This window comes from Nonomuraea sp. CA-143628 (assembly GCF_050942315.1).
Lineage (GTDB): Bacteria > Actinomycetota > Actinomycetes > Streptosporangiales > Streptosporangiaceae > Nonomuraea.
Genome location: NZ_CP192072.1, coordinates 12,699,080 through 12,719,149 on the forward strand (window position 1 = coordinate 12,699,080; position 20,070 = coordinate 12,719,149).

Sequence of the window (20,070 nt, forward strand, 5' to 3'; positions counted from 1 at the left end):
CCATAGTGGGCGGGCGCCCACTCCACAATCGGGCCGCCGTTCGCGGTGAGCGAAGGAGCGGGCGAAGGAGTGCGAAGAAGGAGGAACGGGCGATGCCGACTGGAGTGGCCCTCCGTGATGTGCGGCAGCAGTTGTTCGACGCCGCCGAGCGCGTCCTGCTCCGGGACGGGGCACCCGGTCTGACCAGCCGGGCGGTCACGGCGGAGGCGGGCGTCGCCAAAGGTGTCCTGCACAAGCACTTCGAGGACTTCGACGCCTTCCTCGCCGAGCTCGTCCAGGACCGCATCGCCCGGCTCGAAGGCCAGGCCGCCGCCCTTCGCGACTCCGCCGGCACCGGCACCGTCGCCGGCAACCTGATCGGGGCGCTGATGGACCTGTTCGACTCGGTCGCCGTGTCGATCGTCGGTCTCGTCATCTTCCGGGATGAGTTGCGGGCCCGGCTGCCTCGGGCCCAACCGGCTTTCGGCATCCCGGTCCTGACCGATGCCGTGGCCATGATCTCCGCCTACCTGAACGAGGAGTGCGAGCTGGGCCGCATCGCCGCGGACGCCGATGTGGACGCGCTGGCACTCTCCCTGATCGGGGCCGGGCACATGCTGTTCGCCGGCCGAGACGGGGTCGCGCCGGAGCCGGAGGAGGTCGGCAAGGTGGTCAACGCCGTCATCGCCGATGTCACGCAAAGACGACTGCTATGACACGCTCCTGCGATCTACCTCAAATCGGGCAGGGGACTCCAAGCGCGCTCGCCATCATCACGGCCGGACGTTGGCCGCAGGAGTCCCGAGGTCCAGGTGATCGAGTTGGGTTCGGGAGGTTACGCCGAGTTTGGGATATGCCTTGTAGAGGTGCTGCGCCACCGTTTTGGGGCTGAGGAAGAGTCGTCCGGCGATGTCGCGGTTGCTGAGGCCGGCCGCTGCCAACCGTACGACCTGGAGCTCCTGGGGCGTGAGCAGATGCGGGCTCGCGGCCTCGGTCCCGTATCCCAGCCGGGGCTCGCCGGTGGCGTCCAGCTCGGCCCGCGCCCGGTCTGCCCAGGGTCGTGCGCCGAGGTCGGTGAAGATCCGCAGGGCGGTCCTGAGCTGGATCCCCGCCCTGGCCCGGCTGCGTCGCCTGCGCAGCCACTCGCCGTATGCCAGGCACGTTCTGGCATGCTGATACGGCTGCGCGCATCGCTCGTGGACCTCGATCGCGGCCTCGAAATACTCCCCTGCCGCACCGCCCGAGGCCGTCATGGCCCGGCAGCGGAGCTCCATGGCCGAGACCCAGGGTTGCCTGACCGACCGTGTCCATTCCATGAGCGTCCGCAGCGACCGCTCTGCGACCTCGGTCCGGTTGGCGCGCACCCCCGCCTCGATCAGGTCGGCGGCGCACCACACGGCGACGATGGGGTGCCGCACGGCCTCCAGATGGCCGACGGCGTGCGCCGCGCGCCCCATGCCCAGCTCGAGAAGGCCGAGCGCCCAGGCGCCGAGCGCCCCGGCCGCCACCACTCCGTGGTCGCTTCCATAGCGGATGCCCGTCTCGGCTAGCGGGCGGCACCGCTCGTGGTCGCCGCTGATCGCGGCCAGCCAGGCCAGCACGCCGCCAAGATGGGCGAAGCGGTGGAGCTGACCGATGTCGCGGCCGAGGTCGTAGCCCTCGGTGGCGATGGTGAGCGCGTCCAGATGCCGCCCCCCGATCAGCTGCGCCTCAGCGATGATCTCGAGTGCGTGGGGCAGGATCCCGACCATGCCGTGCGTCCTCGCGTGCTCCGCGACGGGCTCGGCCAGCTCAAGCGCGATCGTGTCCTGCGCTGTGACGAGGGCGAGTGACGCCGCGAGGAGGCGCTCGGCGGGCCGGTGAGCCGGCAGGCGGTGCGCCGCCGCGACCAGCTCGTGAATGGGGGGTCCGACGTCGCCTCCACCCGCCAGCAGGCCGGCCATCGCCCGCATCGCCCTGACCAGCGGCGCCAGGCCCGAGCCCGGTGGCACGTCGATGTGACTCAGCCGCTCCGCGGCATCGTGCGCCCGGCCTGCCTCACCACTGAAGGAGAAGTTGCGGATGGCGTAGGCGAGCATCAGCGCGGCGCGCTCGGGATCTGAGCGCTCGATGGATTCGGCGCTCTTCACCAGGACCTCACCCGCGTCCGACGGGAAGCCCTGCTCGAACTCCACAGCGGCGCGCACCCTCGCCAGACCGGCCAGCTGGGCGGGGTCGTGGGTGAGGGACTCGGCACGCCGCGCGAGGTCACGTGCCTGCCCGAGCTGGCCTGAGTGGACCGCCGCCTCGGCCGCATAGGAGAGCCGCAGGCCGCGCAGGTGGCGATCGGCGGTCAGGTGGGCGGCCCGCTCGTAGGCGGCAGCCGCGGTGGCGTACCCGGCCCGGCCGCCCGCCCGGTGGGCCACCCCTTCGAGAGCCGCTCCGATGGCGTCATCGGAACGGGTGGCGGCAAGGGCCAGGTGCCAGACCCGGCGATCGGCGGCATCACCGTAAGTGAGCAGGACGTCGGCGAGCGCGCGGTGCGCCGCGCAGCGGCGGATGAAGGACGCGCCCTGGTAGACGGCCAACCTGACCAGCGGGTGCCGGAACGCCAGCAGGCCACCGTCGATCCGCACCAGGCCCGCGGTCTCGGCCGACTCAAGGGCCCGCTCGGCTTCGGCCGGCCCGTCGGCCAGGTCCGCGGACCGCAGGATCAGGTCCGCGGCTCGCAGGACCAGTTCCAGGTCGCCCGTGTCGTCGGCGGCCGCGAGGAGCAGCAGGCGCCGCACCGCCTCCGGCAGCGCGTCGACCTGGCGGTGGAACGTCTCGTGCAATTTCCGGGTGACCGGTAGAGCGGCCCGCGGGCCGCCGAAGCCCTGCGGATCGGCGACCTCGGCCGTCTTCGCGAACTCGATCAGCGCGAGCGGATTGCCGAACGCCTCACTCATGATCCGTTCGCGCAGCTGTGAGCTGAGCCCGGGCGCCCGCTCACGCAGCAGCGCTTCGGCGGCGGCCGGGTCCAGCCCCGTCAGGGGGAGCTCGTCGAGCCCCGCGAGCGCGGGCCAGTCGTCCCTGGCGGCGAACAGCAGCACCACGGCCTCGACGTTCAACCTGCGAGAGGCGAAGATCAGCGCGTCCGCCGAGGACCGGTCGAGCCATTGCGCGTCGTCGATCAGGCAGAGCACAGGACCGCAGTCGGCCAGCAGCGTCAGGACCGCCAGGCCGACAAGGAAGCGGTCCCCGGAGGCGGGGCCGAGCCCCATCGCGCCGCGCAAAGCGACCGCCTGCGTGCGCGGCAACTCCTTCAGCCGGTGCATGACGGGCTGAAGGAGCTGGTGCAACCCGGCGAAAGGGAGCTCGGCCTCGGTCTCCACGCCGTTGGCCCGCAGCAGGCGGATGCCTTCAGCGTTGTCCCGCGCGTGTTCGAGCAGTGCGGTCTTGCCAATGCCCGGCTCGCCCCTGATGATCAACGCGCCGCTTCCGCCGTCCGCCAAGCCGGCCAGCAGCCCGTCCACGACCTGCCGTTCCCGCACCCTGCCCGTCAAGAACGACCCGCGCACAGTTGATCAGTGTGCCCCGTTCTTCGTGCGCTGGCCAGAGTCAGGGCAGCACGCGGGGGAAGATGCCGGGGAAGGCGTCGAGGGCGTCCCACACGTCGGTGAAGTACTCCCTGCAGTCGCCCGAGCCGTCCAGATTGCTGCCGCCCGAGTGGACGCCCTTCACCTGGACCTTCCCGTTCGACATGACGTAGTACGTCGGGCCGCCCGAGTCGCCGTGGCCCGTGCACGTACCGGTCTTCGAGCCGGCCACGACATTGCGGACGGTCTCACCACCGCTGTAATTGATGTTGACCCCGTAGTTGTAGACCTTCCACCCGCAGAGCTCGCCGGTCTTGTAGCCGCTGTTGCAGTACGTGTCGCCCACTGTCGCGCGGCGCGGCGCGAGCTGACCGATGATCGAGGTGTAGGGGTTGCTGACGGATCCGCGATAGATGTAGTAGCCGCTGAACCCGTTGGGGATCTCGATCAGCGAGAGGTCGCCCCTGAAGACACTCTGTCCGGGGAGCAGCGTGGATCCCCGGCCGTCATACCAGTTCTCCCTGGTGTTCTCGCTGACCCAGCCCATGTAGCTGGTGTCGTTCCCGTTGAAGAAGAAGCCGCCCTTGGGAGCGCAGTGGCCCGCGGTCAGCATCCCCGACTTGTCGCCCGGCATCCAAACGGGGATGCCGGAGGAGCAGCCGACCACGTTCCCGTCGGGGGCCTGGCGGATCGTCATCTCCGCGGCTCCTCCCCAGTTATTGGGTCCATCGTCGGCGCGGCTGGACTTCGTGGGGTTGAAGGCGGGATCGACCTCGACGGCGAACGCGTCCGCCCCGTACCTGGCCGTCAGCGCCTGGAGCATCGCGTCGGTGGTCCTGTTCACCGTGACGATCACCCGGTTGTGCTCGGCGTCGATGCGGGTCATCCGGATGGCCGCCGCGTCGGGAACGTCCGCCGCCGGCTCCCCGATCGCGCCATCCTTGATCTTCTCCAGTACGGCCTTGCTCCGGGCGACCGGCCGCCGCAGGACGTCCTTCCCCTGGTCGGCGGCCAAGCGGTTGCCGGTTCCGGTCACCGTTGCGAGGATCACCTGGCCCGTCGCCGGGTCCACCCACGGCTCGCCGAAGTCATCGGGGTGCTGCTCGGCCAGCTTCCGCGCCTTGTCCAGAGCCAGTGCCGTGGGCTCGGGCAACGTCTTGACAGCGGTCGGCTGCGGCGACAGCAGCTCGGGCCCCGCCGCGGCGAGCGCCGCTACGGGCATGGTGGTCACCACGGTGAGAGCTAAAGCTGTGGCCAGACCTATGGTTCTCCTGCGCACGCGTTCCTCCACGTCCCGAAAGCCCCGAATCGCGACAAATCTAGGGACGTGGCAGAGAAAACGAATCAGGAGCATAGCCTCAAAAACCGTGCACGCGGGCTCGCTGGAATAGGTAGGTCACCGACGCGCGCGCACCAGGACGATGCCGACCGCGAGCGTCATGGCCAGGCAGACAGGTGTGTAGAGGAACAGGTTCAGCCAGTAGAACGGGCTTCCGGTGTCTGTACCGAAGCCGAAGGCCCAGACCAGGCCGGCAAGCCCGCGCACCAGCACACCGGCGCCCACGGCCATGGTGACCGCCTTGGCCGGCCACCCGCCCCGCCCGCCGGAGGCCGCCGCCACCGACAGGGCCCCCACGCTCAGCACGAGGACGAGCGGCAGCAGGACCCGTGGGGTGAAGGGCACCTCGGCGTTGAGGACGGCCAGCGAGAGCGCGCGGGGGTCGGCGATGGGCCGGACCACCCAGAACAGATGGACGAGTGCGTCGAGAAGCAGGACGGCGGCCGCGAAGGCGCCGGGGCGTGAGATGTTCATGCCCTCCAGGAGGCGCCGAACTCGCCAATGGTTCCATGGAACCTTCTGCCCCCGAGCCGCCTCTGGATAAACGTGAACTGGCCTGTTGCCGACCTGGACCCGGTGCGCCGGCTGCGCGTGCTCGCCGCCGGCGTCCCCGGCGCGCGTGTCGCCGAGCGGATTCTGCCCGACCCCTTCGAGCTGGTCTGGGAGGTGGCGAGCGACTTGGAGCGAGAGTTCGGCACCTTCGAGCCGGACATGCGGAACCTGCGGATCGTCGCGGACGACGGAGGCGGGCGGCTGATGGCCGAGGCCCGCAGCAAGTACGGCATGCGCGCCCGCTTCGACGTCGACCTGCGGCCCGGCTGGTGCTGGATGCAGAGCAGGTTCCTGCTCGTGGGGCTGGCGGCCACCGCCGTTCCGGAAGGCACGCTGGTGGCGCAGACCGGCGGCATCCGCGTGCCCGGACGTACCGCGCTGGTGCCTCTGGGCGTCCGGAGAGCCGGGGAGAAGGCCCTGGCCCGGCTGGCGGCACGGGTCGCCGAGCGTGCCCGATGAGCGCGGCGCTCGTCCGGGCCGCTCAGCTCGGCGACACGATGGCGATGAACGACCTGCTCCGCGAGCTGACGCCGTACCTCGGCCGGATCTGCGGGCCCATCGCGCTCGACAGCGGGCAGGACGCGGTCCAGGAGGCGTTGATCGCCGTCTTCCGCAACCTGCGCGCGCTGCGCGAGCCCGACGCGCTGTACGGCTGGGCGCGAGCGATCGCCGTGAGAGAGGCTGTCAGGATCGCCAGGCGCGACAACCGTGTCGGCCCCGCGGAGCCGGGCGACCTGCCGTCGCGGCAGGACGTGGAGAACGCGGTGGACATCCGCGACGTGCTGGAACGGCTCACGCCCGAGCACCGCGCCGTGCTGGTGCTGCGCGATGTGGAAGGGCTCGACGAGGCCACCGCCGCCAGGCTGCTGGAGGTGCCGGTGGGCACGGTCAAGTCCCGGCTGGCTCGGGCCCGGATGAGCTTCCGCAACGCCTGGCAATCGTGAGCGATTCCCTGAGGGGAATTGTCCGATGTCATGACTCGCCCGGAGGATCCTCACGTAACCGAAGTGGGGGAAGGACGTGCGATGAGGAGCTACCACCTGCGGCCGGGACGCGGTCTCGCCGGGCTGACCGTCGAGGAGCGGGACGAGCCCGCGCCGGGGCGCGAACAGGTCGTGGTCAGGATCCGGGCGAACGGGCTGGGTTATCGCGATCTGATGGTGCTGGCGAACGACTATCCGCTGCCGATCAGACCCGGCGTCGTGCCCGGCTGCGAGGGCGTGGGCGAGGTCGTGGCCGTCGGCGAGGACGTGACCCGGGTCAGGCCGGGCGACCGGGTGGCGGCCACCGTGTTCCCGCGCTGGCAGGACGGGCCCTTCCTGCTGGACAACGCCGCCCAGCTCGGCACCATGACCGACGGAGTCCTGGCCGAGTACGCGCTGCTGAGCGAGGACGGCGTGGTGCCCATCCCCGAGCACCTGTCGTACGAGGAGGCGGCGGCGCTGCCGCTGGCGGCCGTGACCGCGTGGAACGCGCTGACCTCCGGCGGCGCCCCACGGCCCGGCCAGACCGTGCTGACGCTCGGCTCGGGCGGGGTGTCGCTGTTCACGCTGATGTTCGCCAAGCTGAGCGGCGCCCGGGTGATCATGACGACGTCCGGCCCCGCCAAGGCGGAGCGGCTGCGGAAGCTCGGCGCCGACGAGGTGATCGACTACCGGGCGAACCCGTCATGGTCGGAGGAGGTCCGCGCGCTCACCGACGGCCTGGGCGCCGATCGCGTCGTCGACCCGGCGGGGCCGCTGGAGCAGTCGCTGAAGTCGGTGGCGTTCGGCGGCGAGGTGGCGTTCGTCGGTTACCGGCTGTCCGGTGCCGAGGGCGCCCGGCCGGTCGACCCGGCGCTGCTGTTCGGGGCGGGCGCGGTGCTGCGCGGCGTGGCGACCGGCAGCCGCGCCCACTTCCTCCAGGTCAGCCGCGCGGTCGCCACGCACCGGCTGCGTCCCGTCCTCGACCGGGTGTTCCCGTTCGAGGACGTCCACGAGGCGTACCGCTACTGCGAGGCGGGCGGCGGCTTCGGCAAGATCGTCATCAGCCACAACTGACTGAGGACCCCTGTCAGGAGCTCGTGAGGATGACGAGTTGCTGGGTCGCTCGGGTCATCGCGACATAGCGGTCGACCGCGCCTTCGATGCCCTCGCCGAACGCCTCCGGGTCGACGAGGACGACCAGGTCGAACTCCAGCCCCTTCGACAGCTCCGGGGTCAGCGACCGGACGCGGGGCGTCGTACGGAAATTGGGATCCCCGATGACGCACGCGATCCCGTCGGCGTGTGCGGCGAGCCAGGTGTCGAGGATCGAGCCCAGGTCTGAGGCGGATCCGTGGACGACGGGGACGTCGCTGCGGCGGATGGAGGTCGGCACGTTGGCGTCCGGGAGCACGGCCCGGATGACCGGCTCGGCTTCCGTCATGATCTCTTCCGGCGTCCGGTAGTTGATGCTCAGGGAGGCCAGGTTGATCCGGTCAAGCCCGATCCGCTCAAGCCGCTCCTGCCACGACTCCGTGAACCCGTGCCTGGCCTGGGCGCGGTCCCCGACGATCGTGAAGCTCCGGGACGGGCACCGGAGCAGCAGCATCTGCCACTCCGCGTCGGTCAGTTCCTGGGCCTCGTCCACGACGATGTGCGCGAACGGGCCGGCGAGCAGGTCCGGTTCGATGCTGGGCAGTGCGGTCTCGTCGACCAGAGAGACCTTCGCGTCCTGTCCGCGCAGCATCGTCACCAGGCCTTCGCCGTCGTCATCGGCGGCGAGCAGATTGTCGACGACCATGTCCATCTGCTCACGCTGGGCGGCGAGAGAGGCGTCGTGCCGGCGCTTACGGCGCGCCGCCTCCGGGTCGCCGAGCCGTTGCCGTGCCGCGTCCAGGAGCGGCAGGTCGGACACCGTCCACCCCTGGGCGTCCGCGCGCTGCAGCGCCCGAACCTCGTCGGGGCTGAGCCAGGGAGCGCACATCCGCAGGTAGGCGGGTACGGACCACAGGTCCCCGACAAGGTCGGCCGCCTCGATCAGCGGCCACGCCTTGTTGAAGATCGTGAGCAGCTCCCTGTCCCGCAGCAGCGACTTGCGGAGCAGGTCAGGCGAGACGTCGCCGTCGTGCTTGTCCATCAGGATCGTGAGCAGTTCCTCCCAGATCTGGTCACGCGCCTCGTTGTGCGGAGTGCCGGGATCCGGGGCCTGGAACGCCTCGGCCCAATCCTCGGCGCTCAGCCAGATGTCGGACCAGGGGGTCGTGATCGTCATCCCCTTGGTGGGCGGATTCTCGTAGAACCGGACGGCCGGCTCGATCGCCTGCGTCAGGTTCGCGGACGACTTCAGGCGGGCCACGTCCGGGTCGGCCTCGATCGCCGCCGCGGCTCCCTCGGCGACGAGGTCCCGCAGGGTGCAGGTCTGCACGCCCTCCTCTCCGAGGCTGGGGAGTACGTCGGCGACGTACGCCAGGTAGGGCTGGTGCGGACCGACGAACAGCACGCCGCCCCGGTGGTTACCGAGGCGAGGGTCGGAGTAGAGCAGGTAGGCGGAGCGGTGCAGCGCGACGACGGTCTTGCCCGTACCCGGACCGCCGTCGACGACGAGGGCGCCGCGGGAGCCCGCGCGGATGATGGCGTCCTGGTCGGCCTGGATGGTGCCGAGCACGTCTCGCATCCGTGCCGACCGGTTACTGCCCAGGCTGGCGATGAAGGCGGACTGGTCGTCGAGCGCGGCGTGCCCGACCAGCCCGTCCGAGGTGAACACCTCGTCCCAGTAGTCGCTGATCCGGCCGCGGGTCCAGCGGTACCGGCGGCGGCTCGCCAGCCCCATCGGGTTGGCGTGGGTGGCTCCGAAGAACGGCTCGGCCGCCGGGGAACGCCAGTCGACCAGCAGCTGACGGCCCGCGCTGTCCCTGAGGCCGAGCCGGCCGACGTACACGGGCTCGGGGTTGTCCGCGCTGACCATGTGCCCGAGGCACAGGTCCAAACCGAACCGGCGCAGCGCGCGCAGGCGAGCGGTCAGCCGGTGGATCTCCATGTCCCGGTCCATCGCCGCCCGGCCTATGCCGCCGGGCGCCTTGCGCTCGGCGTCGAGGCGGTCGGACAGGTCGGCGATCGACTGCTCAAGGCTCTCCGCGATGGCCGCGAAGTGCCGCTCATCGCCGGCGATCAGCGCCTGGTCGCCCTTGAGGGCGAGGCGGTCGGGAAGGTCGAACGCGCTGGTGGTCAGGGGGTTCACGTAACTAGGCTCCGATCTAAGGTCACTGGCGTTCTGGCCTCGGCCGCTGATTCTGCGGCACGACCCGGGTCTTGCCGCAAGCCCCCCGGTGCGCTATACGTTGAGAGTGGAAAGGTGCGGATAATCCCCTTTCCCCTTCACGAAGCGGCGCATCGACGCCGCACCCCACGGTTCGTCGAAGACGATCTTTAATCGCGTTCGGCGTTGACAAGTGGGGGCTCCATACGTCATCATGGAAATGCGACCGGAACACTGGTCTGCGTAAGCGTGGACAAATTGCATTTGAGCGAGTACGCTCATGCATCCACGCTGCTTTTCTGACGACCCGCTCCGCTTGCTCACGTTGCGAGGTTGTCTGGCGTGCGTGTAGTCAGTCCGCCGCGAGCCCTCGGAAGGACATCTGTTGGCAGCCTCGCGCAACGCCTCCGCCGTACCCGCTGGTCCCCGTCGCGTCTCTTTTTCGCGCATCCAGGAGCCCCTCGAAGTTCCTGACCTTCTCGCTCTGCAGACCGAGTCGTTCGACTGGCTGCTGGGCAACGAGAAATGGAAGGCCCGGGTTGAGGCGGCTCGTCAGGCCGGGCGCAAGGACGTCCCGACCCAGTCGGGCCTCGAAGAGATCTTCGAAGAGATCAGTCCCATCGAGGACTTCTCGGGGACCATGTCCTTGTCGTTCCGTGATCACCGGTTCGAGCCGCCCAAGTACTCCGTAGATGAGTGCAAAGACAAGGACATGACCTTCTCCGCCCCGATGTTCGTCACGGCGGAGTTCATCAATAACACCACTGGTGAGATCAAGTCCCAGACGGTGTTCATGGGTGATTTCCCGCTCATGACGCCGAAGGGCACGTTCATCATCAACGGCACCGAGCGTGTCGTGGTCTCGCAGCTTGTTCGGTCGCCTGGGGTCTATTACGAACGTAGCGTCGACAAGACCTCCGACAAGGATCTCTATGGCTGCAGGGTCATCCCGTCGCGGGGTGCCTGGCTGGAGTTCGAGATCGACAAGCGCGACAGTGTCGGTGTCCGTATCGACCGTAAGCGCAAGCAGGCCGTCACCGTGCTTCTCAAGGCACTGGGCTGGACCAGCGAGGCGATTCTGGAGCGGTTCGGCCAGTACGAGTCGATGCGCGCCACGCTGGAGAAGGACCACACGGCCGGCCAGGACGACGCGCTGCTGGACATCTACCGCAAGCTGCGTCCGGGTGAGCCGCCGACCAAGGAGTCGGCGCAGACCCTGCTGGAGAACCTGTACTTCAACCCCAAGCGTTACGACCTGGCCAAGGTCGGTCGTTACAAGATCAACAAGAAGCTGGGTGTTGATTCCGCGATCACTCAAGGCACGCTGACCGAAGAGGACATCGTCTCCGCGATCGAGTACATCGTCCGGCTGCACGCGGGCGAGGAGTCGATGTCGGGCACGGACGACCGCGAGGTCATCGTCGAGGTCGACGACATCGACCACTTCGGCAACCGCCGTCTGCGCAGCGTCGGCGAGCTCATCCAGAACCAGGTCCGCCTGGGTCTGGCCCGTATGGAGCGCGTCGTCCGCGAGCGCATGACCACCCAGGACGTCGAGGCGATCACGCCGCAGACCCTGATCAACATCCGCCCGGTCGTGGCGTCCATGAAGGAGTTCTTCGGCACCTCGCAGCTGTCGCAGTTCATGAATCAGACCAACCCGCTCGACGGGCTGACGCACAAGAGGCGTCTGTCCGCGCTGGGGCCTGGTGGTCTGTCGCGTGAGCGGGCCGGCTTCGAGGTGCGTGACGTGCACCCGTCGCACTACGGCCGGATGTGCCCGATCGAGACGCCGGAAGGCCCCAACATCGGCCTGATCGGTTCGCTAGCCTCTTATGGCCGGATCAACGCCTTCGGTTTCGTCGAGACGCCTTATCGCAAGGTCGTCGACGGCAAGGTGACCGAGCAGATCGACTACCTGACCGCCGATGAGGAAGACCGTTTCGTCAAGGCGCAGGCCAACACGGTCCTCAACCCCGACGGCACGTTCGCCGAAGCGCGGGTCCTGGTCCGCACCAAGGGTGGCGAGACCGAGCTGGCGCGGGCCGACGAGGTCGACTACATCGACGTGTCGCCGCGTCAGATGGTGTCGGTCGCCACGGCGATGATCCCGTTCCTGGAGCACGACGACGCCAACCGTGCGCTCATGGGCTCCAACATGATGCGCCAGTCGGTGCCACTGCTCAAGAGCGAAGCGCCCCTGGTCGGCACGGGGATGGAATACCGGGCCGCGACCGACACGGGCGACATGGTGACCGCCGAGAAGTCCGGCGTGGTGCAGGAGGTCTCCGCCGACTACATCACGGTCTCCAATGACGACGGTACGAGCACCACCTATCGGGTCGCCAAGTTCAAGCGTTCCAACCAGGGCACTTCGTTCAACCAGAAGCCCATCGTGGCCGAGGGCGACCGGGTCGAGGTCAACCAGGTCATCGCCGACGGGCCCTGCACCGACAGCGGTGAGATGGCTCTGGGCAAGAACCTGCTGGTGGCGTTCATGCCGTGGGAGGGTCACAACTACGAAGACGCGATCATCCTGTCCCAGCGGCTGGTCCAGGACGACGTCCTGTCCTCGATTCACATCGAGGAGCACGAGGTCGACGCCCGCGACACCAAGCTGGGCCCGGAAGAGATCACCCGGGACATCCCGAACGTCTCCGAAGAGGTCCTGGCCGACCTCGACGAGCGCGGCATCATCCGCATCGGCGCCGAAGTAGTGAACGGTGACATCCTGGTCGGCAAGGTCACGCCGAAGGGCGAGACCGAGCTGACGCCGGAAGAGCGGCTGCTGCGCGCGATCTTCGGTGAGAAGGCCCGCGAAGTCCGCGACACCTCGCTGAAGGTGCCGCACGGCGAGCAGGGCAAGGTCATCGGGGTGCGGGTGTTCTCCCGCGAGGAGGGCGACGAGCTGCCGCCCGGTGTCAACGAGCTGGTCCGTGTTTATGTGGCCCAGAAGCGGAAGATCAACGATGGCGACAAGCTGGCCGGCCGGCACGGCAACAAGGGCGTCATCTCCAAGATCCTGCCGGTCGAGGACATGCCGTTCCTGGAGGACGGCACCCCGGTCGACATCATCCTCAACCCGCTGGGCGTGCCCGGCCGGATGAACGTCGGCCAGGTGCTGGAGACCCATCTGGGCTGGATCGCCGCCCGTGGCTGGGACATCTCCGGCGTCCAGGAGGCCTGGGCCGAACGACTGCGTGACAAGGGCTTCGACAAGGTCGCCCCGCGCACCAACATGGCCACCCCGGTCTTCGACGGCGCCCACGAAGAAGAGATCGTCGGCCTCCTCAACAGCACGATCCCCAACCGCGACGGGGATCGGATGGTGCAACGCAGCGGGAAGGCCCAGCTGTTCGACGGGCGTAGTGGGGAGCCGTTCCCCTATCCCATCGGCGTCGGCTACATGTACATCCTCAAGCTGCTCCACCTGGTCGACGACAAGATCCACGCACGTTCGACCGGCCCCTACTCCATGATCACCCAGCAGCCGCTCGGCGGTAAGGCCCAGTTCGGTGGCCAGCGCTTCGGTGAGATGGAGGTGTGGGCTCTGGAGGCCTACGGTGCCGCCTATGCCCTCCAGGAGCTGCTGACGATCAAGTCCGACGACGTCCTGGGCCGCGTGAAGGTCTACGAGGCGATCGTCAAGGGCGAGAACATCCCCGAGCCGGGAATCCCCGAGTCCTTCAAGGTCCTCATCAAGGAAATGCAGTCGCTGTGCCTGAACGTCGAGGTGCTCTCCAGCGACGGCATGTCCATCGAGATGCGTGACACCGACGAGGACGTCTTCCGCGCCGCGGAAGAGCTCGGCATCGATCTGTCCCGGCGTGAGCCGAGCAGCGTCGAGGAGATCTGACCGCTTTACGGCTTCTGGGCACCTGGTAACTCCTGGGTGCCCGGAAGCGCCTAGCAACTTCTGGGTGCCCAGAAGCGCCTAGCACTTCTGGGTGCCCGGAAGCGCCTAGCGACTTCTGGGTGCCCGGAAGCGTCAGCGTAGCGTCGGCAGGCCCGCGAGGAACGCGGCGATGGCGCGCTTCAGCGTCGGCAGGAACGGCGGGCGCCCGGCGGCGATCCCCGGCTCCTGCGCGTAGAGCTCGGCGAGCACCGGGGGCGGATGGGCCATCGGGTAGAGGAATCCGGCCAGCCCGGTGGCCGCCCCCACCAGCTCCAGGCCCTCGCCCTCCGTCAGCTCGGTGGCCCGCGCGACCTCGGCCCCGACGTCGGCGCCCACACCGAGGAGCACCACCTTGAAGGCGCGGGCCGCCTCCAGCGACACGTTGTGCTCCAGGCTGGCCGCGGCGTAACCCAGCAGGTCGCACATGAGCGGCCGCGCCTCCAGCGTCTCGGCCAGCGCGTCGACCACGTCGCCCGGTCCGGCGGCGGCGCGCAGCCGCTCGGTGACCGCCTCTTTCCAGCCCTGCCACTCTTCGGCGGCGAGTTCGAGATAGATCTCCTCGCGCGTGCCGAAATAGCGCACCACATTGGACTTCGCCAGCCCGACGGCCGCCGCCACGGCGCGGAGGCTGACCGTGCGTACGCCCGACCGCAGGGCGAGCTCGCGGGCGGCGGCGAGGATCGCCTCGCGTCGCTGTTGCTTGTGCTCCGGCCGCCTGGCCCGGAGAAACTCCGACTCTCTCATTTTCCCCGCCAGCATAACGGCACCCGTAACAGACCACTGTCCGCTTGTGTGGCCGGCGCGACCGCGAGCGCCGTCCACCACGCCACCGGCAAGCGTGTCTACGAGCTGCCGATCACTCTGGCGAAACTGACCGATAGAACTGTTTTGGTCAGTTTGTCGGCTAGAGTGATGGCGGACACGACAGGAAGGGAGCCGTCATGGCGGGCACGGTCAGGCATGGGCGGGCGCTGGTGGTCGGGCTGGGGATCGCGGGCATCGCCACCGCGCTGCGGCTGCGGCAGGTGGGCTGGGAGCCGGTGCTGGTGGAGCGGGCCGCCGCGCGCCGCTCGAGCGGCTACTTCATTCTGTTGTTCGGCGCCGGGGTCGCCTCGGCGCGGCGGCTGGGTGTGCTGGACGCCATCGGCGACCGCGGTCATCCGGAGCTCGCCGTGTACGAGGTGAACCGGGCCGGGCGCCGCACCCCCGGCACGAGCCCGACCGAGCTCCCGGACCTGGTCAGCAAGCCCCGGCAACTGCTGCGCGGCGACGTGGAACAGGGACTGTTCTCCGCGCTGCCGGACGACGTGGAGATCCGCTACTCCACCGTGCCCACCCGCATCACCCAGGACGACTCCGCGGCCGAGGTCACCCTGCACGACACCGCCGCCGACACCACCGTGACCGAGCGCTTCGACCTGGTGGTGGGCGCCGACGGGCTGCGCTCCACCGTACGAAGGCTGGTCTTCGGCCCTGAGGACTACCTGCGCCCGCTGAACTACATGATCGGCGCCACCGCGCTGGATGCGCCGATCGCGGGCTTCGGCCTGCATGAGGGCCTGATCCTGGCCGAGCCGGGGCGCTCGGCCTGGACATTCCCCTTCGCCGACCACGCGCCGAGCCTGCTGTTCTCCTACCGCACCGACGACATCGACGCCGAGTTCGCGCGCCCGCCGATCGAGTCCATCCGCACCGCCTTCGGCGCACAGCCCGCCGGTCCGCTGCTGGAAAGCTTGTTCACGGCGTTCGAGCGGGCCCCGGAGCACCTGTTCGACGCCGTACACCAGGTCAAGATGCCGAGCTGGCACCGTGGCCGGGTCGTCCTGGTCGGCGACTCCGCCTGGTGCGTCACCCTTTACGCGGGCATGGGCGCCTCCAGCGGCATCGCCGGAGGCGAGCTGCTGGGCACCATGCTGCAGCGCCACCCCGGCGACCTGCCCGGCGCGCTGCACGCGTGGGAGGCCCAGATGCGGCCGTTCATCCACACCGAGCAGGACAGCGCGCTCGTCATGCGCAGGCTGTTCACCCCGCATGACCGCAGGGAACAGATCATGCGCACTGTGATGGTCCGCCTCATGAACCGGCCGGCCCTCTGGCAGGCCATGGGCAAAATAATGAAGGGGCCAGACTTCACGAACAAAGAGTTCGACATCGCCGCCGTGTGACAAGCCATGGAAGAGGATGAGTCCGGTGAGCCAGCTGATCGAGCACCAATCGCGTAAAGCCGCCCGCATTCTGGACAGCGCGCGCGAGCTTGTGCTCGACCACGGCGTACGCAAGGTCACGGTCAGCGAGATCGCCCGCACTGCCGGCGTCGGCAAGGGCACCGTCTACCTCTACTGGCCGGCCAAGGAGGACCTCATCCTCGGGCTTTTCGCCCGCGAACTGCTGACCCTCGTGGACGAGATCATCGCCCGCGTCACCGCCGACCCCGCCGTGGTGCTGCCGCACCGCCTGGCCCCGCTGCTGATCCGCACGGCGGAGAAACTCCCGCTGGCGGGCCGCCTCTACGGCGGCGACCCCGACCTGCTGCGGCTGCTCACCCAGCAGGCCGGCGACCGCGAGTTGTTCGCCCGCACCAGGCCCAGCGCGCTGTGCAACGCGGTCATGCCGATCCTCCACCGCCACGGCCTGATCCGCCACGACCGCCCGTGGCCCGACCAGGCGTACACCGTGCACGCCGTACTCACCGGATTCGGCACGGCCATGTCCGACCCGGCCACCGCCCCGCTCGGCGTCGACGACCCTTACGAGGTCCTCGCCGACACCGTGGCCCAGCTGCTCGAACCGCCGGTCGCTCCTGGCGGGCCGGCCATCACCGCGGCCGCCGCCGACACCATCGGCGTCCTGCGCGACACCAGAGACGCCGTACTGGAGCTCATCGAGCGTAGTCAGGTCACCGGAGAATGACCACCCATGAGGAATTCCATGTGTTGGTGCCAGCGGCGGCCGTCGCTGACGAACAGGCTGACCGACGATACGAGGGCGGTGACCGGCAATCGTGGGGTGATCGCGGCTTCCACCTCGTGGAACACCTGGGCCTGCTGGCCGTGGGCGACCGTCAGGTGCGGGATGACGTCCGCGAACTGTCCACCGTACGGTGGCGCTTCAGGCCATCGCGCCACGACGGCCTCGGTCAGGGCGCGGAACGGCTGCTCGGGCGTCGGCGCGAGATAGAGCACGTCAGGGAAACGCCGGCACGTCTCGAACCGGACGGCGAACGGGCTGTGCTCGCCGATCAGCGCGGTCAAATCCTCGATGACCGCGGGCCCGACGCGATCGATGTCGAGGAAGGGGAAAAGCACCGTCACGTGCGCGGGAATCCCCGCACTCGCGGACGAATCGAGACGCCGCCGCCAGTTCCCGACCAATGGCTCGGCTTCCCGCACCGCGGCCAGCAGCGCCGTCTCGCCTGCTCGGTACGGTCCTGAAGCGTCATCCGACATGGCCGGATGATCTCGAACTAGTCGGCAGGTTCGCCACCCATATTCCGGCCACGGCCTGCCTCGAGGTCGCGATCGTCGACGCCACGCAAGCGCGACCCTTGGCCTGAAGCGGTGCGGGAAATCTGTCAGCTCGTGAATCCGTAGGCCGATGGCCTGTTCGGGAGCAGCCACTGCTGGTCGGGGTTACCGTGGCAGTCCCAGAGCACCAACCAGGTGCCGTTGGTGGTGGCTCCTCTGTTGGCCAAACCGACGCACTTGTTAGGGGCGGCGAGGCTGCGAATGGCATAGGCGTTGCCGCCGACATTGGCGAACTTCCACTGCTGGTCGGGATGCCCATGGCAGTCCCACAGCACGAGCGGAGTGCCATTGTCGACGCTTCCGCCGTTGGCCAGACCGACGCACTTGTTGGTGGCGGCGCGGCTGCGGATCGAAGCGTCGGCATTGCCATGCCAATACTGGTCGACATGATAATGGCAGTCCCACAGCACGAGCAGAGTGCCGTTGTCGACGCTTCCGCCGTTGGCCAGGCCAATGCATTTCGCGCTGCTACTGGCATTACTGCGAATGTAGGTCGACGGGTACGTGTCGGCGTGGGCGGCGGTCGCCGGCCCGAACGTCAGGGCCAGCGCGGCGGGGATGGCGAGCAGCGAACGACGCACGATTTCCTCCGAAAGCCTGGGGAAGTTTTTCTGACACGACTGTCGCCTGACCAACTGGGGGAGGGGCATCCCCAGCTTTAGGGGGTAGCGGATCAGCTGCTTCCTGGAGCTCACCTACCAGCCGCTCGACCTGCCCATGTCCGCCCACGAGGTGCACTCTCTGACCATCTACACCGCCGAACCCTGGTCGCGCTGGCTTACCTCATTCGGGCCCGACCACCATCAGAGCGTCGGCCGTTGAGCCCGGTCCCGCCCGACCAAGCCGGTGTCTCCCCCGAACCAAGGCGTCGGGATGGCGGCGATCAGGAGCCGGGCGGGTCGGGAAGCCGATCCAGGGCAGCAGGATCATCCGGGCTTCCGAGATTCCGCATCCCATGTGACGATCGCTGAGAACGCGTGCGTACCAGGGCAACCTTGGTCATGTGCACGGCGTCGTATTCGTTGTGGATCTTTCCAGGGTTCGTGGGCTGCGCGTCGCCGCCGCAGCCGTCACCCTATTGTTCACCCTCGGTGGTCTCGATCAGCTGGCTATGCCTGCGCTGCCGATGCCCAAGGACGCGGCGGCCTCCGTCGAGGAGATCGCTGAGCGACTGCGGGGCCGCGCGGACGACGACGTCGACCGCGGCCTAGAGGAATTCGGCGTCACCTACGCGCCCTACGCACTGAGCTTGAACGCCCCTTTGTTGCATTGGTGCTGGCCGGAACAGGGGCAGGGCGTCGAGGCCCGACTGCCGCCCGAGGGCGTGCCCGGCTACACCGCGCAATTGCACGCTGTGGAGGTGGCAAGGCCGTTGGAGGTACGGTTCTGGATCACCTCGCCCGCGCAGGCGACCCGCTTGGTCACGGCAGCCCGGCGCGGTACCCAGCGGTGCGATGATCGCCCTGACTATGCGCTCAGCGAGGTGGCCGATTTCGACCGCTGGGGATGGCGCGGCATGCAGGCCCTGGTCACCACGAAGAACTGGACGGAGCTTGGCGACTCAGGCGCCAGGGCGACGATCGTGGCCGCCCGTGGCGCGCTGCTGGCCGAAGTGTCGTGGGAATGGGAATTCGAGGCGGGCGGCCTACCGGATCGGCTGCCGCTGCTCCAAGGCGCCGCGGTGGCAACGTCCGTGCTGGCCGCCGTAGGCGGTGCCCCCACCAGCCCCGCACCGTCTGGTGCCGCCCCCGCGGCCTCAACAGCGATAGCCGCGGCTCTGCCCCCGCCGTCCGTCTACGGCCAGGACATGGCGCTGTGGTCGAACCCTACTGATGCCGACCATGACTTGATCTGCTCACTGGCTTTCGACGAGAACGTGTACGGCAGCGCGCCCGCCATCACGCGTCGCCTGATCGGTGAGGTCTCCGTCCGCGAGGACGTGCTGTTCCTGCCCGATGAGCAGAGCGCCGAACAGGCGCGCGGCCGGGCACTTCTTTGGGCCGGACCAGGCAAGAGCGGGGGAAGGAGCTGCGACTTCCGCGACGCGATCTTCAAGAATGTCCGCCCCCGCGTCGAGCCCTTCACCAGGGGTCCATGGATTGGCGAGATCGAGACCTTGGCCGCCGGTCAGGACTCTGTCACGCACGTCGCGGTGTCCGTGCGGCGGAGTTCTACCGTGGTCTATCTGCGCTGGCAGGGCCCCTCCGGGACCGATCCGGCCGCCGCTCTGCGCAGAGGCCGCGCCGCCCTCACTCACACACTCGATCTCCTGGCCACCGCCGGCGGCTGAGGCCGTTGACCCGAGCATCCTCACCCTGCGGTTGCGGGCCCCTCGATCACTGACCTGCGGCCGCCTGACGCTCCTCTGGGGTGGGCACGAAGCTGCCCATGCCGGGTTCGGTGCGAATCAGGGCGTCCGCCCGCAGAGCGCGCATGACCTTCTGACCGGTGACGTTGGCGATGCCGACAAGTTGCAATTTAGGCGGGAGGATGGCACCACGCGCTGGTCAGCGGCCGGTCGATCCGTCGATCTGTTCGCGGAGGATGTCGGCGTGGCCGGCGTGCCGGCCGGTCTCCTCGATCATGTGCGTCAGGACCCATCGCATCGATGGCGCCGGCCCTGGGCGCGAGGGTCGCGGGGCGGGAAGGGCCAGGTCTGGGCAGGCGTCGATGACCTGGTTCGCTCGCTCGACGGTCTTCCGGTAGTCGGCGAGTACGCCGTCGACGGTGTCCTCCGCGGACGGCCGCATGGTCGCGGGCCAGTCGCCGGCATCCTCACCGAGGAAGTAGAACCGTTCGACAAACGCCAGATGCTTGACCAGCCCCAGAAGGTTGGTGCCCGAGGGCACTCCGGCCGTACGGACCTGCGGTTCCGGCACGCCCGCGACCTTGTCCGCGATCGCGTTCCGCAGATAGTCGAGGAAGCCCCGCAGGGTGGCCTTCTCGTCGGCGCCGGTGCGCGGCGGTGTGGTGTCCTTCGTCCGTGTTCTGGATCGCTGCATCGAG

The 20,070-nt window shown here is 68.9% G+C and carries 17 protein-coding genes; 8 read left to right on the top strand and 9 right to left on the bottom strand.

Features of this window, described 5'->3' with window-relative positions; all coding sequences use genetic code 11:
* Window positions 1-92 precede the first annotated feature (92 nt).
* Window positions 93-695, top strand: a complete 603-nt coding sequence (locus tag ACQP2T_RS57720) for a TetR/AcrR family transcriptional regulator (RefSeq protein ID WP_433513177.1) — start codon at window positions 93-95, stop codon at window positions 693-695.
* A gap of 57 nt (window positions 696-752) precedes the next feature.
* On the opposite strand, the gene ACQP2T_RS57725 is transcribed toward ACQP2T_RS57720, so the two are convergent.
* From ACQP2T_RS57725 to ACQP2T_RS57735, 3 genes are all read right to left on the bottom strand, one after another.
* The gene (locus ACQP2T_RS57725) at window positions 753-3,518 is read right to left on the bottom strand and encodes a helix-turn-helix transcriptional regulator (RefSeq protein ID WP_433513178.1); all 2,766 of its coding nucleotides are present in this window, start codon (window positions 3,516-3,518) and stop codon (window positions 753-755) included.
* 40 nt (window positions 3,519-3,558) lie between these two features.
* Window positions 3,559-4,815, bottom strand: a complete 1,257-nt coding sequence (locus tag ACQP2T_RS57730; protein ID WP_433513179.1) for a S1 family peptidase — start codon at window positions 4,813-4,815, stop codon at window positions 3,559-3,561.
* A gap of 117 nt (window positions 4,816-4,932) precedes the next feature.
* Window positions 4,933-5,349 carry a hypothetical protein gene (locus tag ACQP2T_RS57735; protein ID WP_433513180.1) on the bottom strand — a complete coding sequence of 139 codons (417 nt, stop codon included), beginning with the start codon at window positions 5,347-5,349 and terminating at the stop codon, window positions 4,933-4,935.
* A 72-nt stretch (window positions 5,350-5,421) separates the two neighbouring features.
* On the opposite strand from ACQP2T_RS57735, the gene ACQP2T_RS57740 reads away from it, so the two are divergent.
* The 3 genes from ACQP2T_RS57740 to ACQP2T_RS57750 all read left to right on the top strand — a co-directional run bounded on the left by ACQP2T_RS57740 (window position 5,422) and on the right by ACQP2T_RS57750 (window position 7,466).
* On the top strand, window positions 5,422-5,886 hold the full coding sequence (locus ACQP2T_RS57740; protein ID WP_433513181.1) for a hypothetical protein: 465 nt from the start codon (window positions 5,422-5,424) through the stop codon (window positions 5,884-5,886).
* Window positions 5,883-6,371 (top strand): RNA polymerase sigma factor, encoded by a 489-nt coding sequence (locus ACQP2T_RS57745; RefSeq protein WP_433513182.1) that lies wholly within the window; start codon window positions 5,883-5,885, stop codon window positions 6,369-6,371. The genes ACQP2T_RS57740 and ACQP2T_RS57745 overlap by 4 nt, the downstream gene beginning before the upstream one ends.
* Window positions 6,372-6,452: 81 nt before the next feature.
* Entirely contained in the window at window positions 6,453-7,466 is a 1,014-nt protein-coding gene (locus ACQP2T_RS57750; RefSeq protein ID WP_433513183.1) for a zinc-dependent alcohol dehydrogenase family protein, read from the top strand.
* Window positions 7,467-7,479: 13 nt separating this feature from the next.
* Here the strand turns inward: ACQP2T_RS57750 and helR are convergent, their stop codons facing one another.
* Window positions 7,480-9,627, bottom strand: a complete 2,148-nt coding sequence (helR, locus tag ACQP2T_RS57755) for an RNA polymerase recycling motor ATPase HelR (protein ID WP_433513184.1) — start codon at window positions 9,625-9,627, stop codon at window positions 7,480-7,482.
* Window positions 9,628-10,030: 403 nt separating this feature from the next.
* On the opposite strand from helR, the gene rpoB reads away from it, so the two are divergent.
* A complete protein-coding gene (gene rpoB / locus ACQP2T_RS57760) occupies window positions 10,031-13,501 on the top strand; it encodes a DNA-directed RNA polymerase subunit beta (protein WP_433513185.1) in 3,471 nt (1,156 codons plus the stop codon).
* A 132-nt stretch (window positions 13,502-13,633) separates the two neighbouring features.
* Here the strand turns inward: rpoB and ACQP2T_RS57765 are convergent, their stop codons facing one another.
* Complete coding sequence (locus ACQP2T_RS57765) at window positions 13,634-14,284, bottom strand: TetR/AcrR family transcriptional regulator (protein WP_433513186.1); 651 nt, start codon at window positions 14,282-14,284, stop codon at window positions 13,634-13,636.
* 197 nt (window positions 14,285-14,481) lie between these two features.
* Between ACQP2T_RS57765 and ACQP2T_RS57770 the strand changes: the two genes are divergently transcribed.
* Window positions 14,482-15,705, top strand: coding sequence for an FAD-dependent monooxygenase (locus ACQP2T_RS57770; protein ID WP_433513187.1), 1,224 nt, complete (start codon window positions 14,482-14,484; stop codon window positions 15,703-15,705).
* A gap of 25 nt (window positions 15,706-15,730) precedes the next feature.
* Entirely contained in the window at window positions 15,731-16,450 is a 720-nt protein-coding gene (locus ACQP2T_RS57775) for a TetR/AcrR family transcriptional regulator (protein WP_433513188.1), read from the top strand.
* Here ACQP2T_RS57775 and ACQP2T_RS57780 read toward each other — a convergent pair.
* Window positions 16,432-16,986 (bottom strand): 2'-5' RNA ligase family protein, encoded by a 555-nt coding sequence (locus tag ACQP2T_RS57780; RefSeq protein ID WP_433513189.1) that lies wholly within the window; start codon window positions 16,984-16,986, stop codon window positions 16,432-16,434. The two genes, ACQP2T_RS57775 and ACQP2T_RS57780, sit on opposite strands and share 19 nt — an antisense overlap.
* 125 nt (window positions 16,987-17,111) lie before the next feature.
* Window positions 17,112-17,645, bottom strand: coding sequence for an RICIN domain-containing protein (locus ACQP2T_RS57785; protein WP_433513190.1), 534 nt, complete (start codon window positions 17,643-17,645; stop codon window positions 17,112-17,114).
* A 530-nt stretch (window positions 17,646-18,175) separates the two neighbouring features.
* Between ACQP2T_RS57785 and ACQP2T_RS57790 the strand changes: the two genes are divergently transcribed.
* The gene (locus ACQP2T_RS57790) at window positions 18,176-19,354 is read left to right on the top strand and encodes a hypothetical protein (RefSeq protein ID WP_433513191.1); all 1,179 of its coding nucleotides are present in this window, start codon (window positions 18,176-18,178) and stop codon (window positions 19,352-19,354) included.
* A 46-nt stretch (window positions 19,355-19,400) separates the two neighbouring features.
* Here ACQP2T_RS57790 and ACQP2T_RS57795 read toward each other — a convergent pair whose 3' ends face one another.
* Window positions 19,401-19,541, bottom strand: coding sequence for a hypothetical protein (locus tag ACQP2T_RS57795; protein WP_433513192.1), 141 nt, complete (start codon window positions 19,539-19,541; stop codon window positions 19,401-19,403).
* Between the two features lie 30 nt (window positions 19,542-19,571).
* The gene (locus ACQP2T_RS57800; RefSeq protein WP_433513193.1) at window positions 19,572-20,066 is read right to left on the bottom strand and encodes a DinB family protein; all 495 of its coding nucleotides are present in this window, start codon (window positions 20,064-20,066) and stop codon (window positions 19,572-19,574) included.
* Window positions 20,067-20,070: the final 4 nt, after the last annotated feature.